Raw genomic sequence first — 15848 nt, 5'->3', positions numbered from 1 at the left:
GATCGGAGATTGCCGCGATGTCGCCCACGCTCGAACTGGCCTGTGAACTCGTCCGCCGTCCCTCGGTGACGCCCGAGGACCAGGGCTGTCAGGAACTCATCGCCGAGCGTCTGGCGGCAATCGGCTTCACCGTCGAGCCGATGCCCTTCGGCGAGGTCACGAATCTCTGGGCGCGGCGCGGAAGTGAAGGCCCGCTGCTCTGTCTGGCCGGACATACCGATGTGGTGCCGGCTGGACCGCTGGATCTCTGGGACTCGGACCCCTTCGACCCGGTCATTCGCGACGGGATGCTCCATGGTCGGGGCGCGGCGGACATGAAGGGTTCGGTCGCGGCCATGGTGACGGCGGTCGAGTCCTTCGTCGCCGCGCACCCGGGCCATCCGGGTTCGCTCGCCTTCCTGCTCACCAGTGATGAGGAGGGACCGGCGGTCAATGGCACGGCCAAGGTCATCGAGCGGCTCCAGCAGCGCGGCGAGCACATCGACTATGCCCTGGTCGGCGAGCCGTCGAGTCGCGAGCAACTGGGGGATTCGATCAAGAATGGGCGGCGCGGCAGTCTCTCGGGCTTCCTGACCATCCACGGCAAACAGGGCCATGTGGCCTATCCGCATCTGGCCAAGAATCCCTTCCATGCGGCGGCGGATGCACTGGCGGCACTCTGCGCCGTGGTCTGGGATCAGGGCAACGCCTATTTCCCGCCGACCAGCTTCCAGATCGCCAATCTCAACATGGGCACGGGTGCCGAGAACGTCATCCCCGGCCAGCTGGAGGCGCAGTTCAACCTGCGTTTTTCGACTGAACTCGACCCCGAAACCATCAAGCGCCGCGTGCGCGCCATCCTGGACCAGGGCGATTTCGACTACGAACTCTCCTGGCGTCTGTCGGGCCATCCCTTCCTGACGACGCCCGGCGAGCTGGTCGACGCCGCGCGTTCGGCCATCCGCGAGGTCTGCGGCATCGAGACCGAACTCTCGACCAGCGGCGGCACCTCGGACGGACGCTTCATCGCCCCGACCGGCGCCCAGGTGCTCGAACTCGGGCCGCTCAACGCGACCATCCATCAGGTCGACGAATGTGTCGCGGTCGCGGATCTCGATCAGCTGCACCGGATCTACGGACGAGTGATCGAGCAGTTGCTGTTGCCGGCGGCGGACTGATCCGCCGCCGAACCCGTCTCAGACTCCGCGCGCCGCCGCCGACTCGGGCAGGATGATGTTGAGTTCCAGCACCTCGTGCGACTCTTCCTGCTCGTAAGTCACCGAGACGGCGTCCATGTCGACCTCGACATACTTGCGGATCACCGCCAGGATCTCCTGCTGGAGCTGCGGCAGATAGGAAGGCTTGTCCCGCGCGACGCGATCATGGGCGACGAGGATCTGCAGGCGCTCCTTGGCCACACTGGCATTGCCCGCCGTCGTCTTGGGGCGCGAGGATACGAAATAGTCGAGCAGACCCATGGTTCACCCCTTGAAGATGCGGCTCAGCAGGCCTTTTTTCTCCGGATGCAGGAAACGGTGCGGAACATCGTCACCCAGATAACGCGACACCATGTCGCCATAGGCCTGGCCGGCGTCGCTCTCGCGGTCGAGGATGACCGGGATACCGGCATTGGAGGCATTGAGGACGGCCTTGGACTCGGGGACCACGCCCAGCAGCTTGAGCGATAGGATCTCCTGGACGTCGTCGACGCTCAGCATCTCGCCGTTGGCCACGCGCATCGGATCGTAGCGGGTCAGGAGCAGATACTCGCGGATCGGCTCCATGCTCTCCTCGGCACGCTTGGAGCGGCTGGAGAGAATGCCGAGCATCCGGTCGGAGTCGCGCACCGAGGACACCTCGGGGTTGGTGACGACGATGGCGTCATCGGCGAAGTACATGGCCATGTAGGCGCCATGCTCGATGCCGGCGGGCGAATCGCAGACGATGAAGTCGTAGTTGTCCCCCAGATCGTTCAGGACGCGCTCCACACCCTCTCGGGTCAGGGCATCCTTGTCGCGCGTCTGTGAGGCCGGCAGCACATAGAGGCTGTCGCAGCGCTTGTCGCGGATCAGAGCCTGATTGAGGTTGGCCTCGCCGTTGATGACGTTGATGAAGTCATAGACGACGCGCCGCTCGCACCCCATGATCAGGTCCAGATTGCGCAGACCGACATCGAAGTCGATGACGACGGTGCGCTTGCCGCGCTGAGCCAACCCCATGGACAGCGCGGCGGCCGTGGTCGTCTTGCCGACCCCGCCCTTGCCTGAGGTGATCACGATGATTCTTGCCAAGGTCACACCCTCCTTCGGGGGTTCCGCTCCGTTCGACGGGCGCGGCGGATGTTCAAAGTTTCTCGATACGCAGGATCTTCTGGTCCAGGAAGATCTGGACCGGGACACCGCGCAGTTCATTTGGGATACCTTCGCTGACACGATAGTGTCCGGCGATCGAAATCAGTTCGGCCTGGAGATCGTGGCAGAAGATGCGTGCCTCCATGTTACCGCTCATGCCGGCGAGCGCGCGTCCGCGCAGCGGGCCATAGACGTGGATATTGCCGTCGGCCATCAGCTCGGCGCCCGAGCTGACCGGGGCGATGATCGACAGATCCCCGCCGGCGGCATAGATACGCTGGCCGGAGCGCACCGGCTTGGTGATCAGCATGAAGCCGGATTGTCCGGCGGCGCGCGGCTGAGTCGTCTCAGCGGACGGCTGGGCCTTCTCAGGCGCTTGGGCTGTCTTGGGCGCCGTGACTGGATCAGGTTCGAGTTCTGTCTCCGCTGCCAGCTCGCCGACCGATTTGGTGCGTCGCACATAGGACTCGCGCAGGATCGCCAGTTCCAGCGCCTCGGCCGCCGCCGTCTGCTCGGCGTTCGCGCCACGCACACCGAAGGGGATCATGCCATAGCCGCGCAGCAGACCGACGAGTTGGGGGAGCGCGATCGGCGCCCGGTCCCTGGGCAGATCGCTCAGGTCGATCACCACCGGGGTGTTGCGAAAGAAGTCCGGCGCCTTCTCCACCTTGGCGCCCAGCCGCGACGCCACGGTCTCGATGTCGCTGTCGAGCAGGCGGATGATGGGCAGGGTGAAGCTGGCCGCCTTGAGCTCGAAGGTGCCGGCGCCATCAGAGGCGTTCGTTGAAGAAGTCGATTTCGCGGCCATGTCGTTGGGGTCGAGCGACGAGCGCTATGGGTCTCCGGCTGGGTTCGACACGCATCCAGTCGTCAGCGCGGGGGCTGGGCTGGAGCCACTAAGAGTAAGCAAATCGTGCCTGGAACGAAAGACGGATCAACCCGGCGGCCATTGCATCGGACGCCCGCCGAGGACGTGCAGATGCAGATGGAAGACGGTCTGCCCGGCCTCCGCGTTGCAGTTGATGACCGTTCGATACCCGCGCTCGGCGATGCCGGCCTCGCGCGCGACCTGGGCCGCGACCAGCAGCAGCTTGCCAAGCAGTTCGGCATCCTCCGGGCCGGCGGCGTCGAGCGTCGGGATCGGCTTGCGCGGAATCACCAGCAGGTGCGTCGGCGCCTGCGGGCTGATGTCGCGGAAGGCCACGACATCCTCGTCCTTGTAGACGAGATCGGCGGGGATCTCGCCGGAGGCGATCTTACCGAAAATGGTGTCGGACATGGGTTTGCTCCCTCGAACAATCGATCACAGCGCCCGCCGTCCGGAGAAGGCCAGCGCCAGGGTTCCGCCGTCGACGTACTCCAGCTCGCCGCCCAGTGGCACGCCGTGGGCGATGCGGGTCACGCGCACGCCATGACGGGCGGCACGATCGGCGATGAAATGCGCCGTGGCACCGCCCTCGACCGTGGGGCTGATGGCGAGGATGACCTCGGCGATGGCCTCGTCGCGCAGACGCGCTTCGAGCACATCGAGTCCGAGTTCGTCCGGACCGATGCCGTCGAGCGGCGAGAGTCGCCCGCCGAGCACGAAATAGCGTCCACGATAATCGGTTGCCTGCTCGATGGCCACCACTTCCGACGGCTGCTCGACGATGCACAGCAGCGAACCGTCGCGATTGGGGTTGGCGCAGAGCGCGCAGACATCGTGCTCGGTCAGGGTACGGCAACGCGAGCAACGCCGGATCGCAACCATGGCCTCGGCCATCACCCGCGCCAGACGCGCACCGCCTTCACGGTCGCGCTCCAGCAGATGGAAGGCGATGCGCCGCGCCGACTTGGGACCGACGCCCGGCAGACAGCGCAGGGCCTCGATCAACTGGTTCAGCAGTGAACGCTCGCCCACCCGGCTCAGGACCAGGGCAGCTTCATGCCCGGAGGCAGCGGCATCCCGGCGGTCAGCTCGGACATGGTCTCCTTGGCCTTCTCGGCGATGCGCTGGCTGGCGGCATTGATGGCCGCCGTGATCAGGTCTTCGAGCATCTCCTTATCGTCGCCCATGAGCGAGGGGTCGATCTCGACGCGCTTGGCCTGATGCTGGCCGTTCAGCGTCACCTTGACCAGACCGCCGCCGGCCTCGCCGGTCGTCTCTTCCTGCGCCAGACGCGCCTGCGCCTGCTGCATGTCTTCCTGCATCTTCTGCGCCTGCTTGAGCAGGCCACCCAGTGCCTTCATGTGTTCACCTCAAGGGTTGTGACAGCGCGCCCGGCGGCTCCGGGCGCTCGTATTCGATCGAGCCCGTCGGGGCCAATCATGCCTGAAATGCGCATCGCGGCGATAGGTGATCGCGCTGTGATGTCCAAGCCGCCGGTCTCAGTCGGCCGGACGGATGCTCCCCGGCGCCCAATCCGCGTCGAAGGTCTCGCGCATCGAGCTGGCGACCGGATCGGCGTGCATCTGATCGACGGCCGTCTGTTGGCGCTCTCCGGCCTCGCGCGTGCGCCGCTGCGCCAGGGTCTCCTGCTCGGGGCGCGCGACCTTGATCTCCAGCTCGATCGAGCGACCGAGCGCCTGCTCGAGCCCGCTCTTCAGACGCTCCAGTGTGCTTGGAGTCCGCAGGCCGGCGGCCGTTGGGTCGAGCTGGAGACTGAGCCGCCCGTCACTGTATCCGCAAAAGGCACAGTTATGAGCGAGCTGGTTGGCGATGCCGCCGATCGACAGCTGCGCTGCGAGTCGCTGCCAGTCGGCGGCGTTTTCGAGTGTCTTCGTGCCGGACTGGATGGGCGTCGGCTCCGTGGCTCCAGCGCGGGAGTCGGCCCGTGGCGGTGCATCGGACGACTGAAGCGGAACGGGTCGCGCTGGTGCGGCCTGGACGTTCGCTGCCGGCCGGGCGGCTGGAGTTGCATCCGCTCCGAGCCGGGATGTTTCGACAGACCTCGCACCTGGGACCGGACGGAAGGCGAGTGCGCGCAACAGCACCATCTCCAGCCCGCCGCGCGGATCGGGCGCCAGCGGCAGGTCGGTCTGGCCGGTCAGGGCCACCTGATAGAAGAGCTGCACGTCTTCCGGTGTCAGCCGCTCGGCGAGCGCCAGCAGACGCGGACGGTCCGGGTCGTCCTCGGCCAGAGTCTTGGGCGCCTGCTGGATCAGCGCCAGTCGGTGCAGGAGTCCGATCAGCTCGCGCAGCAGTTCGGCAAAATCGGGCGTCATCGCCGCCACGCGCTCGACGGCGCCCAGCACGGCGGCGCCGTCGCCGGCGGCCAGGGCATCGAGGATGTCGAGCGCCAGATCGCCGCTCACGGTGCCGAGCATGGCGCGCGTCTCGGCCTCGACGACCCGTCCGCCGCCGAAGGCGATCGCCTGATCGAGCAGACTGAGCGCATCGCGCAGACTGCCGTCGGCCGCGCGCGCGAGCAGGGGCAGGGCGGCGGACTCGAACGCCAGCCCTTCCTGCTCCAGCACATAGCGCAGCCGCTCGACGATCTCGCCCGGCAGCAACCGACGCAGATTGAGCTGGAGACAGCGCGAGAGCACCGTGACCGGGATCTTCTGCGGGTCGGTGGTCGCGAGCAGGAACTTCACATGGGGCGGCGGCTCTTCGAGCGTCTTGAGCAGCGCATTGAAGCTGTGGCCCGAGAACATGTGAACCTCGTCGATGAGGTACACCTTGAAGCGCGCCCGCGCCGGGGCGTAGGGGACGTTTTCGAGCAGTTCGCGGGTCTGGTCGACCTTGGTGCGCGAGGCGGCGTCGACTTCGAGCAGGTCGACGAAGCGCCCGCTGTCGATCTCGCGACAGGCCGAGCAGACGCCGCAGGGATGCGAGCCGACGCCCTGTTCGCAGTTGAGCGCCTTGGACAGGATGCGCGCGAGCGTGGTCTTACCGACGCCGCGGGTGCCGGTGAACAGATAGGCGTGATGGAGCTGATCGCGGTCGAGCGCATTGGAGAGCGCGCGCACGACATGCTGCTGCCCGACCATATCGTCGAACGACCGGGGACGCCATTTGCGGGCAAGCACTTGATAGGACATCGCGCGATTATATCAGTCCGGGCCTGGGCGGCGTGGAGGAATCGCGGGGGAACCGAGGATGGGTGGCGACCCGCGCCAGCCGCACCCCGGCACACGATTCCGCCGCTGCGGCTGCTCCCTTCCGGGCCTGACCGGGTTCACGGCTTCACGTTGCGAGGGGACCGGCGAGGGCCACCATGACGGTCGCTCGGCGACGGGCGCCGCCAAAGCGAGCGCGGAGATTAGCAGAGACGTCCCTGGAACACAAACGATCCGGGGCGGGTTCGGCCTGGGAGCATCGAGGTTCAGGGGATCGACGCAGATCGCCGCCGACGTGGGCGGCGACCGCTCAAGCCAGGACGTGCGCCAAGGCGTCGCGATCGAAATCGCTGGTGACGACGGCCTCGCCGAGCTGCTTGAGCAGCACCAGACGCAACTGCCCGGCGAGCACCTTCTTGTCGACGGCCATGAGCTCCAGCATTCGCTCGGGCGCCAGGTCCGCCGGACGCCCGGTCGGCAGGCCGGCGCCGGCGATCAAACGGTGGGTGCGCTCGACCTCGGCCTCGGTCAGCCAGCCGAGCCGTGCCGAGAGCGCGGCGGCCAGACAGATGCCCGCGCCGACCGCTTCGCCGTGCAGCCATTCGCCATAGCCGACGCCGGTCTCGATGGCGTGGCCGAAGGTGTGACCGAGATTGAGCAGGGCGCGGCTGCCGGACTCGAACTCGTCCTCGGCGACGATCTGCGCCTTGACCTCGCACGAGCGCTGGATGGCATGGGCCAGGGTGTCGGGATCGCGCGACATCAGCCCGGTCATGTGGCATTCGAGCCAGTCGAGAAACTCGGCGTCGCGGATGAAGCCGTATTTGAGCACCTCGGCCAGTCCGGCCGAGAGTTCGCGCTGGGGCAGGGTACCAAGCGTATCTGTGTCGGCGATGACGGCGCGCGGCTGATGGAAGGCGCCGATCATGTTCTTGCCGGCGGGGTGATTGAGGCCGGTCTTGCCGCCGACCGAGGAATCGACCTGGGCCAGGAGCGTGGTCGGAACCTGGATGAAGTCGACGCCGCGCTGGTAGCAAGCAGCGGCAAAGCCGGTCATGTCGCCGATCACGCCGCCGCCGAGTGCGATCAGGGTACAGTCGCGCGCGAAGCGTTCGGCGAGCAGGGCATCGAAGATCCGGTTCCAGACTTCGAGCGTCTTGTAGACCTCACCATCGGGCAGGATGACCTCGCGCACATGCAGCCCGTCGAGGGCTTGGCGGACGGGTTCCAGGTAGAGCGGGGCGACCGTCTCGTTGGTGACGATCATGACCTGCGAACCGCGCACATGGGGGCGGTAGAGATCGGGATCGTTCAGGAGGCTGGAGCCGATGTGGATGGGGTAGCTGCGTGTCCCGAGTTCGACGGTCAGGGTTCGCATAGGTCAGACGTCCTCGGATTCGAGACGGCGGCAGATCTCCTTGACCACCGAGCTGGTGCCGCGCTTCTCGGTCGAGACCACGAGATCGGCGACCTGGCGGTAGAGCGGTTCGCGTTCGGCCATGATCTCGCGCAGGCGCTCGAGCGGGTCTTCGGTTTCGAGCAGGGGGCGGTTGCGGTCGCGGGCGGTGCGGGCGTATTGCTGCTCGGGGCTGCAATGGAGGTAGATGACGACGCCGCGCGCGGAGAGATCCTGGCGGTTTTCGGGGTTCAGCACGGCGCCGCCGCCGGTCGCGAGGACGATCCGCTCCTCGGCGACCAGTTCCTCGATGACCTGACGCTCGCGGGCGCGAAAGCCGGATTCGCCTTCGAACTCGAAGATGGTGGGGATGTCGACACCCGTTCGGCGCTGGATCTCGTGGTCGCTGTCCTTGAAGGTATAGGACAGCGCTTCGGCCAGTTGGCGTCCGACGGTACTCTTGCCGGCGCCCATCGGGCCGACGATGAAGATGTTCTGTGCACGTAACATGGAGAGAGGTATGCCAGATTTTGGGCGCTTAGGCAAGGCTGGAGACAAGGGTGACTCGATTCGATGGGGACACGGATCTCATCGCTCGACCAAGTCGGTCTTCAGGATCTTGGGCGTCACGAAGATCAACAACTCGGAATTGTTGTCTTGACGAGCTTCCTGTTTGAACAAGCGGCCGAGAACCGGGACATCTCCCAGCCAAGGCACTTGCTCCTTGCTAAACGTTTTTTCACGCTCGAATACACCACCAAGAACGACGGTTTCGCCATTGTCGACCAGCACAGACGTTTTGACTTGGCGTTTGTTTATCAACGGATTCCCCTGAACCGTGTAAGTGAAATCCGGTTCGTCTTTGTTTATCAACAAATCCATGATGATTTTGCTGTCCGGTGTGATATGTGGCGTCACATCTAATTTTAGAGTCGCAGCTTGGTATTCTACAGTCGCCGGCTCATTAGATGTGCCCGGCGTCGTCACTGGTATGTCCTTTCCGACCTCGATGACAGCAGGAGCCTGATCCGACGTGATAACCCTTGGACTCGACACGATCTCACCGCGACCTTCACGCTGCATCGCTGACAGTTCGAGCTGCAAAAGATAAGACCCTACTTTACCTATCAAAAAGTTGACCGAACCAGAAGCATCTATCGCCGGCAAATTAGTAATCAAAGTCGAATTGCCCGCGCTATCGGCCAGATTAGAATTATAACGACTTCCTGTGTCTACATTAAGACCAAATGGCCCTGCATCGAATCCGGAAAGGCCGAGATTCCCATCTTGACCGCCAGCAATAAGAAGCTCGTTCCCCTGAAACGACCCCATAGAACCCGAGACTCCAAATCTCACCCCAAGGTCTCGTGCAAAGCTGTTGTTTGCTATCACCACACGAGACTCGATCATGACTTGCCGAACCGGAACATCAAGCCTTGGAATAATTTGCAGTATCTTTTCAATCTGAGCCGCTGTATCGACTATGACAAGCGTGTTCGTTCGTATATCAGCTGTTACACTCCCACGCGGAGAAAGCATTCTCTCCTGAGAAAAATTCATGGATGTTTCTTTCGCGGCTACACTTTCAGTTTTCCCCGATCTGTTGTCTTTTTGCTCTTGCTCACGAGAAACACCTGTGCTTTGACTTCCTCCTCCCTGAAGAAAAATAGCAATGTCAGCCGCTTTGGCATAATTTATTTTTACAAACTCGGTCCGTAGCGGAGCAAGTTCTTCGACTTGCTTCAGCGATTCCATCTCAAGCCTTTCTCTTGCAGCAATTTCTTCTGCAGGCGCGACCATCATGACATTACCATTTTGCCGCATATCCAATCCCTTGGTCTTGAGGATGATATCGAGCGCCTGATCCCAGGGGACGTTCTTCAGGCGCAGCGTGATGTTGCCGCCGACACTGTCACTGGCCACCAGATTGAGATCGGTGAAATCGGCCAGCACCTGCAACACCGCCCGGACCTCGATGTCCTGGAAGTTCAGCGACAGACGCTCGCCATCGTAGACGACCTTCTGGCGTGCGATCTCCTCTTTCTCCGCCGCCGTCAGCGCCCTGAAATCGAGCGTGAACAACTCATCGGTCTGATAGGCCATGTAGTCGAAATCGCCCTGAGTCTGGACCTCGACCTCGACGTTGGCGCCATTCGGACGCGACTCGATCAGCGTCACGGGGGTAGCGAAATCGACCACATCAAGTCGACGGAAAAGCCGCTGGGGCAGCGAGGTCTGATAGAGATCGACATAGACGCGGCTGGCCTGTTCGCGCACAGCGACCCGAGTATCGGCACTCGGCAGCCGAATGACGACCCGACCCTCGCCGGTCGAGCCGCGCCGGAAATCGATGTCGCGCACCGCCGGTCCCGCACCGGCGGCCTGACGCGATCGGGGCGGCTGACTCCAGGCGCGCGCCTCGGCCCGCGCGGCGGTCGGCACCGCTTGCGTGGCGGCGGGAGCCGGGACCGGCGTCGACGCGGTGCGCCCCTGAGTCGCGACCTTGATCGTGATCTGGTTGCCCGAGGTACTGACGTCATAGGGCACAGGATCGGTGAGATTGAGCACCACGCGAGTGCGTCCGCTGGCCTCGACCGCGATCAGGCTATGCACGGGACCGAGTCCGATCGGAACCGACTTGCTCGCGAGTCGACTGTTCACGCCCGGCAGATCCATGGCGATGCGGGCGGGCGACTCGGTCGCGAAGGTCTGGGGTTGAGCGACAGGACCACTCAGGTTCAACTGAATCTGGACCTGATTGCCGGGAAGCGCGGCGAATTGCACGTCCTGCAGATCAGCCGCCAGAGTCGGCATGGCCAGGGTCACGAGCAGGATGGAGGCCATCCAGGAACGCACGCGCCCCCCCCTTGAACGATCGACTCCGACCGCACGATCTCTCTGACATGGACTGTTCATGTGGTCCCCCTCCAGGATCTCATTTGCTCAACGCCACCGAGGCCGCGCGCTCGCGCCATTGGCCGGGGGCGTCGGAGACGATTTCGTTCAATTGGATCGCGTCCAGGCCGATCGAAATGACCTGACCATGATTCTGTCCCATGTAATTGCCGACCGTGACGCGATGCACGACCCCTTCCTTGGTGCGGATCAGGCCCCAGCGCGTATCGTCCTGCTCGAGCGTACCGACCATGCGCAGCGAGTCGAGCGGATAGCTTTCGAGTTCTTCCTTGGGGCGATTGGGGTCCGGCGCCGGACCGTCATCGATCGCCGCCAGTTGCTCGGGTTCAGACTGCGCATCGGAGTGGAAGGGATCGCGCCGCTCGCCCGGCTCATAGACGAAGGTCTCGACCGGCTCGATCTCGGGCAGCGGCTCGATGGGACCGGGCGGACGCGCATTGACCTGCCGCACATAGGACTGGAGATCACTCATGTCGCGAGCGCCGCAACCGGCGAGCAGCAAGACGGCGGGCAGCCACAGGAGTCGATGCGTGATCATCACTTCGTCTCCTCTTCCATATAGCGATAGGTCTTGACCGTGGCCTCCAGGGCGAGCGGCTCGCCCACTGTGCCTTGCCCGCTACCGCCGGAGATCTGCACGTCATGAATGGTGACGATACGCGGCAGGGCCGCCAGCCCGCTGACGAACCGGCCGAAATCGTGATAGTTGCCGCGCACCCGAACGCGGATCGGCAGTTCGGCATAGAACTCACGCGCGATCTCGTTCTCAGGCTGGAAGAGTTCGAACTCCAGCCCATTGGCCAATCCCGTCTGTGAGACGTCGACGAGCAATCCGGCGACCTCGGTGCGATTGGGCAGTTGCTTGAGCATGGCCCCGAAGGACTCCTGCATCTCGGCGAGCTGATCGCGATAGGCTTGCAGGTTCGCGGCCTTCTGCTGTTTGGTCTGCAGGCTGGTGCGCAGATCCTGTTCGGTCTTCTGCTCCTGGGCGAGCCGTTCGAGCTGACCGCTGGTGTCGTAATAGTAGGCCAGACCGCCGAGGGCGACGCAGGCGATCAGGATGGCGACCGCCTTGATCGGGGTCGGCCATTCACCGAAGCTGTTCAGATCGAGTTCGTTGAGTTCGTTGAGATCCATGCGCCGGCTCCCGTTCGGATGGCTGGGTGACTCGCCTCGAAGCGGCTCAGGTCTTGCGGGCCGGTTTGCGAGCCTGTTTGGTCGGCTTGGCCGGCTTCTTGACCGGGGGCTCGGGTTCCGGACTGATCTGATTGAACGAGAGACGGAAATGACTGAGTCCGGTCCCCGTCTTGTCCTTGTTCTCGATCAGCATGAGGCGAGGCTGACCGATGGATTGCGAGCCCTCGATCCGGCGCATGAAGGCCGAGACGCGCGCGTTCGATTGGGCGCGCCCTTCGAGCGTGACCGAGCGCTCCGACTGTTCGAGCTTGGTCAGGTAGACGCCCTCGGGCAGGGCCGTCACCAGTTCGTCGAAGAGACGCACGATCTCGGGCCGGCTCTTCTGCAGACGCTGGATGATGTCCATACGCGAGAGCAGGTCGGCCTTGGTTCTCTCGATCTCGTCGATCTCCTTGATCTTGCGATCGAGTGCGGCGATCTCGGTCTTGAGGTATTGATTACGCGCCTGCTGACCGCTGATCCGGTCCTCGAAATAGAAATGCACCAGGGCGACGACCACGGCGGTCAGGCCGAGCGCGATCCCCAAGGCCGTCAGGAACTCCTGCCGGCGTTGCTGACGCGCCGCCTCGCGCCAGGGAAGCAGGTTGATGCGTGCCATCAGTCGAATCCTCGCAAGGCCAGGCCGACGGCCACCATCATTCCCGGCGCCTCTCGCATGAGTGACTTGGAATTGACGCGAGGCGCGAACGACATCTGGCTGAATGGATTGGCGACCGTGGCGGGGATCCTGAGCCGCTCCTCCACCAGGGCATCGACTCCCGGAATGCCGGCCGAGCCGCCGGCCAGGAGTATCCGGTCGACACGGCTGAAGGTCGTCCCGGAATAGAAGAACTGGAGCGCCCGTCCGATCTGCTGGGCCAGGGCCTCTTTGAAGGGGTTGAGCACTTCGATCTCATAGGTGTCGGCGACATCGCCGTCGCGGATCTTCTGTGCGGACTGCTCGTCCGTGAGACCATAACGGCGCTGCACCTCATCTCTGAGCTGCCGGCCGCCGAAGTTCTGCTCGCGCGTGTACATGATCCGCCCCTCGCTGAACACATGCAGCGTGGTGGTGGACGCCCCCACGTCCACGACCCCCAGGATGGGCGCCTCCTTGCCGTCGCCCTTGCCGTCCAGGAACATCGAACAGGCATGCTCCATGGCATAGGCCTCGACGTCGACCACCAGGGGTGTGAGTCCGGCGATCTCCAGGACACTGATGCGGTCGTCGACGTTCTCGCGCCGCGAGGCGGCCAGCAATACCTCGACGAGCGCCGGATCACTGGGCGAGGGGCCGAGGACGCTGAAATCGAGGTTGACCTCTTCGAGCGGATAGGGGATGTATTGGTCGGCGTCGAGTTGGATCTGGCTCTCCATCTCGGCGTCCTTGAGAGCGGCGGGCAAGTTGATGACCTTGGTGATGACGGCCGCGCCGGCGAGGGCGACGGCCGCCCGCTTGGTCTTGGCGCCGGACCTGGCCAGCGCGCGTCGGATGCCGTCGCCGACCACCTCGTGCTCGACGATCCTCTTCTCCACGATGGCCGTGCCCGGAAGCGGCTCGACCGCATAGTGCTCGACCCGAAAGCGTGGTACGGGCGTCGTGGCGGTCCGCGACAGTTCGATCAACTTGATGGCTGTCGTACTGATGTCGATCCCCAGGAGCGGACTGTTTTTGCGCGTGAGGCCAAACATAGTGATCTCGCTGGTCGTATCCGTCGCGAAGTGGATGATCGTACAGACGCGTAACGGTTATGAAGATACCAAGGTTCGAGAAATACCACGACTCATTATAGACACATCCGCCCCGATGTCGATTCCGTTGTCGAGGCCGCAGCCGAGTACGTTAAACTCGATCCATCAGTCAGTTAGGCGCGTATGGCCGAGGCTCCTGCAATTTTTTCGCTGCGACGCCCTCTCCCGCCTTGACAGGAATACCAACTGTTGCACCAAAACGACACACTGGAGGTCGCCCGATGCCCAATCCCGATCGCTCGAACAGCCAACGCGAACATCTGGCTTACGAGGCCGCGCGCATCATGGTCGAGCAGGGGCTGACCGACTTCGAGTCGGCGCGGCGCAAGGCCGCCGAGCGCACGGGCATCTCGGATCGGCGTCAGTGGCCCTCGAACGAAGTGCTCAAGGAGGCGGTCCTCGCCCAACGCCGGCTATTCATGGGTCCGGAGCACGGCGAGGAGCGCCGCTTGCTCAAGCGCGAGGCCGTGCAGGCGATGCGGATGCTGTCGGAGTTCGAGCCGCGCCTGATCGGTCTGGCGCTGCACGGCGTGACGGATCGGCAGCATGGCGTGGAGCTGTTCCTGTTCGCCGACCGACCGGAAGACGTACTCTTCAAGCTCGCCGATCAGGGCATCCCCTGGCGTGAGGGTGAGCGCACACTGCGTTATGCGGGCGGACAGCGCACGGCCCATCCGGCCTTCGGATTCCTGGCCGGCGGGATTCCGTTCGAATTGATCGTGCTGCCGTCGCGCGCTCGCCGTCAGCCTCCGCTCGATCCTGTCACGGATCGGCCCAGTCTGGGCGCGGATCTCGCGGACGTGGAGCGGATGCTGAACGACGAGGCCTGAGTCGCGCCGGCGTCAGCGCTTGGAGATCGGCAGATAGTCGCGCTGGTTCGGCCCACGGTAGATCTGACGCGGCCGGCCGATGCGGTTGTTGGGATCGTCCATCATCTCCATCCAGTGCGAGACCCAGCCGACGGTGCGCGCCACGGCGAACATGACGGTGAACATGTTGCGCGGGATGCCGAGCGCCTGATAGATGATGCCGGAGTAGAAGTCGACGTTCGGATAGAGCTTGCGCTCGACGAAGTATTCGTCGTTGAGCGCGATCTCTTCGAGCTTCATCGCCAGCTCGAACAGCGGGTTGTCGTTGTCGGCCAGCTCGTCGAGCACCTGATAACAGACTTCGCGGATGATCTTGGCGCGCGGGTCGTAGTTCTTGTAGACCCGATGGCCGAAGCCCATCAGACGGAAGGGGTCGTCCTTGTCCTTGGCCTTCTCGATGTATTTCGGCACGTTCTTGACGTCGCCGATCTCCAGCAGCATGTCGAGCACGGCCTCGTTGGCCCCGCCATGCGCCGGTCCCCAGAGCGAGGCGATGCCGGCAGCGATACAGGCGAATGGATTGGCCCCCGAGCTTCCGGCCAGACGCACGGTCGAGGTACTGGCGTTCTGCTCGTGATCGGCATGGAGGATGAACAGCAGGTTCATCGCCTTCTCGGCGATCAGGGTCGGCTTGTAGTCCTCGCAGGGCGTGGCGAACATCATGCGCAGGAAGTTGGCGCAATAGCGCAGATCGTTGCGCGGATAGATGATGGGTTCGCCGACACTGTGCTTGTAGGCCGCCGCCGCGATGGTGGGGATCTTGGCGATCAGACGATGCGCGGCGATCTCGCGATGGCGCGGGTCGTTGACGCTGAGCGAGTCGTGATAGAAGGCCGAGAGCGAGCCGACGACGCCCATGAGCATGGCCATGGGATGGGCATCGTAATGGAACCCGTTGAGGAAGTTCTTCAGGTTCTCGTTGAGCATGGTGTGACGCATGATCAACCGCTCGAAGCCGACGAGTTCCTTCTCGCCCGGCAGATCGCCGTAGAGCAGCAGATAGGCCACTTCCAGGAAACTCGCTTTGGTGGCCAGTTGCTCGATCGGATAGCCGCGATAGAGCAGGATGCCCTGTTCGCCGTCGATGTAGGTGATGTTGCTGTTGCAACTGGCCGTCGACATGAAGCCCGGATCATAGGTGAAGAATCCGGCCTCCTTGTACAGCGAGGAGATGTCGACCGCCGGCGGCCCTAGGGTGCCTTGGCGCAAGGGGAAGTCATGGCTCTCGCCGGTGACGTTGTTGGTGACGGTGATGGTTTCGTTCGTCATGGGCTCGCTCCTGGACGAGTCGTTCGACGCCGACATGCGTCGGGCGCCGAACCCTGCCGGTTAGTGGTCCATAGATCCGAATCGACGCCTGCGGGCGGG

17 protein-coding genes and 1 other RNA gene are annotated in these 15848 nt (G+C 63.9%); 2 read left to right on the top strand and 16 right to left on the bottom strand.

The window, feature by feature from the left end:
* Positions 1-17: 17 nt before the first annotated feature.
* A complete protein-coding gene (gene dapE / locus HW932_RS13240; protein ID WP_176976966.1) occupies positions 18-1157 on the top strand; it encodes a succinyl-diaminopimelate desuccinylase in 1140 nt (379 codons plus the stop codon).
* A gap of 18 nt (positions 1158-1175) precedes the next feature.
* Here dapE and minE read toward each other — a convergent pair whose 3' ends face one another.
* The 15 genes from minE to HW932_RS13165 form a co-directional block, all read right to left on the bottom strand.
* Complete coding sequence (gene minE, locus HW932_RS13235) at positions 1176-1457, bottom strand: cell division topological specificity factor MinE (RefSeq protein ID WP_176976965.1); 282 nt, start codon at positions 1455-1457, stop codon at positions 1176-1178.
* Positions 1458-1460: 3 nt separating this feature from the next.
* Positions 1461-2270 (bottom strand): septum site-determining protein MinD, encoded by an 810-nt coding sequence (gene minD, locus HW932_RS13230; protein ID WP_176976964.1) that lies wholly within the window; start codon positions 2268-2270, stop codon positions 1461-1463.
* Positions 2271-2322: 52 nt separating this feature from the next.
* Positions 2323-3138: a septum site-determining protein MinC gene (minC, locus tag HW932_RS13225; RefSeq protein ID WP_176976963.1), complete on the bottom strand. Its 816-nt coding sequence runs from the start codon at positions 3136-3138 to the stop codon at positions 2323-2325.
* Positions 3139-3264: 126 nt separating this feature from the next.
* Positions 3265-3609, bottom strand: coding sequence for a histidine triad nucleotide-binding protein (locus HW932_RS13220; protein ID WP_176976962.1), 345 nt, complete (start codon positions 3607-3609; stop codon positions 3265-3267).
* A 24-nt stretch (positions 3610-3633) separates the two neighbouring features.
* On the bottom strand, positions 3634-4230 hold the full coding sequence (recR, locus tag HW932_RS13215; protein WP_176976961.1) for a recombination mediator RecR: 597 nt from the start codon (positions 4228-4230) through the stop codon (positions 3634-3636).
* A 5-nt stretch (positions 4231-4235) separates the two neighbouring features.
* Complete coding sequence (locus HW932_RS13210) at positions 4236-4559, bottom strand: YbaB/EbfC family nucleoid-associated protein (RefSeq protein WP_176976960.1); 324 nt, start codon at positions 4557-4559, stop codon at positions 4236-4238.
* Positions 4560-4697: 138 nt separating this feature from the next.
* A complete protein-coding gene (gene dnaX / locus HW932_RS13205) occupies positions 4698-6353 on the bottom strand; it encodes a DNA polymerase III subunit gamma/tau (RefSeq protein ID WP_176976959.1) in 1656 nt (551 codons plus the stop codon).
* A gap of 70 nt (positions 6354-6423) precedes the next feature.
* An RNA gene (ffs, locus tag HW932_RS13200) (signal recognition particle sRNA small type) lies at positions 6424-6520 on the bottom strand.
* A gap of 161 nt (positions 6521-6681) precedes the next feature.
* Positions 6682-7749, bottom strand: a complete 1068-nt coding sequence (gene aroB / locus HW932_RS13195) for a 3-dehydroquinate synthase (RefSeq protein ID WP_176976958.1) — start codon at positions 7747-7749, stop codon at positions 6682-6684.
* Between the two features lie 3 nt (positions 7750-7752).
* Positions 7753-8277 carry a shikimate kinase AroK gene (aroK, locus tag HW932_RS13190; RefSeq protein WP_176976957.1) on the bottom strand — a complete coding sequence of 175 codons (525 nt, stop codon included), beginning with the start codon at positions 8275-8277 and terminating at the stop codon, positions 7753-7755.
* Between the two features lie 78 nt (positions 8278-8355).
* Positions 8356-10683, bottom strand: coding sequence for a type IV pilus secretin PilQ (locus HW932_RS13185; RefSeq protein ID WP_176976956.1), 2328 nt, complete (start codon positions 10681-10683; stop codon positions 8356-8358).
* A 19-nt stretch (positions 10684-10702) separates the two neighbouring features.
* Positions 10703-11221 carry a pilus assembly protein PilP gene (locus HW932_RS13180; protein WP_176976955.1) on the bottom strand — a complete coding sequence of 173 codons (519 nt, stop codon included), beginning with the start codon at positions 11219-11221 and terminating at the stop codon, positions 10703-10705.
* A complete protein-coding gene (locus HW932_RS13175; RefSeq protein ID WP_176976954.1) occupies positions 11221-11820 on the bottom strand; it encodes a type IV pilus inner membrane component PilO in 600 nt (199 codons plus the stop codon). Before HW932_RS13175 ends, HW932_RS13180 begins: the two co-directional genes overlap by 1 nt.
* Before the next feature lie 46 nt (positions 11821-11866).
* Positions 11867-12478 (bottom strand): PilN domain-containing protein, encoded by a 612-nt coding sequence (locus HW932_RS13170; RefSeq protein WP_176976953.1) that lies wholly within the window; start codon positions 12476-12478, stop codon positions 11867-11869.
* Positions 12478-13551, bottom strand: coding sequence for a pilus assembly protein PilM (locus tag HW932_RS13165; RefSeq protein ID WP_176976952.1), 1074 nt, complete (start codon positions 13549-13551; stop codon positions 12478-12480). The genes HW932_RS13170 and HW932_RS13165 overlap by 1 nt, the downstream gene beginning before the upstream one ends.
* Before the next feature lie 281 nt (positions 13552-13832).
* On the opposite strand from HW932_RS13165, the gene HW932_RS13160 reads away from it, so the two are divergent.
* Positions 13833-14441, top strand: coding sequence for a hypothetical protein (locus tag HW932_RS13160; RefSeq protein ID WP_176976951.1), 609 nt, complete (start codon positions 13833-13835; stop codon positions 14439-14441).
* A gap of 12 nt (positions 14442-14453) precedes the next feature.
* On the opposite strand, the gene HW932_RS13155 is transcribed toward HW932_RS13160, so the two are convergent.
* Positions 14454-15749: a citrate synthase gene (locus tag HW932_RS13155; protein ID WP_176976950.1), complete on the bottom strand. Its 1296-nt coding sequence runs from the start codon at positions 15747-15749 to the stop codon at positions 14454-14456.
* Positions 15750-15848: the final 99 nt, after the last annotated feature.

Source organism: Allochromatium humboldtianum (assembly GCF_013385175.1).
GTDB classification, from domain to species: Bacteria; Pseudomonadota; Gammaproteobacteria; order Chromatiales; family Chromatiaceae; genus Thermochromatium; species Thermochromatium humboldtianum.
This window is presented reverse-complemented; position numbering and strand designations above follow the sequence as displayed.

Coding starts and splice junctions, on each gene's coding strand:
- dapE (WP_176976966.1), top strand. CDS start 18: ATGTCGCCCACGCTCGAACTGGCCTGTGAACTCGTCCGCCGTCCCTCG.
- minE (WP_176976965.1), bottom strand. CDS start 1,457: ATGGGTCTGCTCGACTATTTCGTATCCTCGCGCCCCAAGACGACGGCG.
- minC (WP_176976963.1), bottom strand. CDS start 3,138: ATGGCCGCGAAATCGACTTCTTCAACGAACGCCTCTGATGGCGCCGGC.
- HW932_RS13220 (WP_176976962.1), bottom strand. CDS start 3,609: ATGTCCGACACCATTTTCGGTAAGATCGCCTCCGGCGAGATCCCCGCC.
- HW932_RS13210 (WP_176976960.1), bottom strand. CDS start 4,559: ATGAAGGCACTGGGTGGCCTGCTCAAGCAGGCGCAGAAGATGCAGGAA.
- dnaX (WP_176976959.1), bottom strand. CDS start 6,353: ATGTCCTATCAAGTGCTTGCCCGCAAATGGCGTCCCCGGTCGTTCGAC.
- aroB (WP_176976958.1), bottom strand. CDS start 7,749: ATGCGAACCCTGACCGTCGAACTCGGGACACGCAGCTACCCCATCCAC.
- aroK (WP_176976957.1), bottom strand. CDS start 8,277: ATGTTACGTGCACAGAACATCTTCATCGTCGGCCCGATGGGCGCCGGC.
- HW932_RS13185 (WP_176976956.1), bottom strand. CDS start 10,683: ATGAACAGTCCATGTCAGAGAGATCGTGCGGTCGGAGTCGATCGTTCA.
- HW932_RS13180 (WP_176976955.1), bottom strand. CDS start 11,221: ATGATCACGCATCGACTCCTGTGGCTGCCCGCCGTCTTGCTGCTCGCC.
- HW932_RS13175 (WP_176976954.1), bottom strand. CDS start 11,820: ATGGATCTCAACGAACTCAACGAACTCGATCTGAACAGCTTCGGTGAA.
- HW932_RS13170 (WP_176976953.1), bottom strand. CDS start 12,478: ATGGCACGCATCAACCTGCTTCCCTGGCGCGAGGCGGCGCGTCAGCAA.
- HW932_RS13165 (WP_176976952.1), bottom strand. CDS start 13,551: ATGTTTGGCCTCACGCGCAAAAACAGTCCGCTCCTGGGGATCGACATC.
- HW932_RS13160 (WP_176976951.1), top strand. CDS start 13,833: ATGCCCAATCCCGATCGCTCGAACAGCCAACGCGAACATCTGGCTTAC.
- HW932_RS13155 (WP_176976950.1), bottom strand. CDS start 15,749: ATGACGAACGAAACCATCACCGTCACCAACAACGTCACCGGCGAGAGC.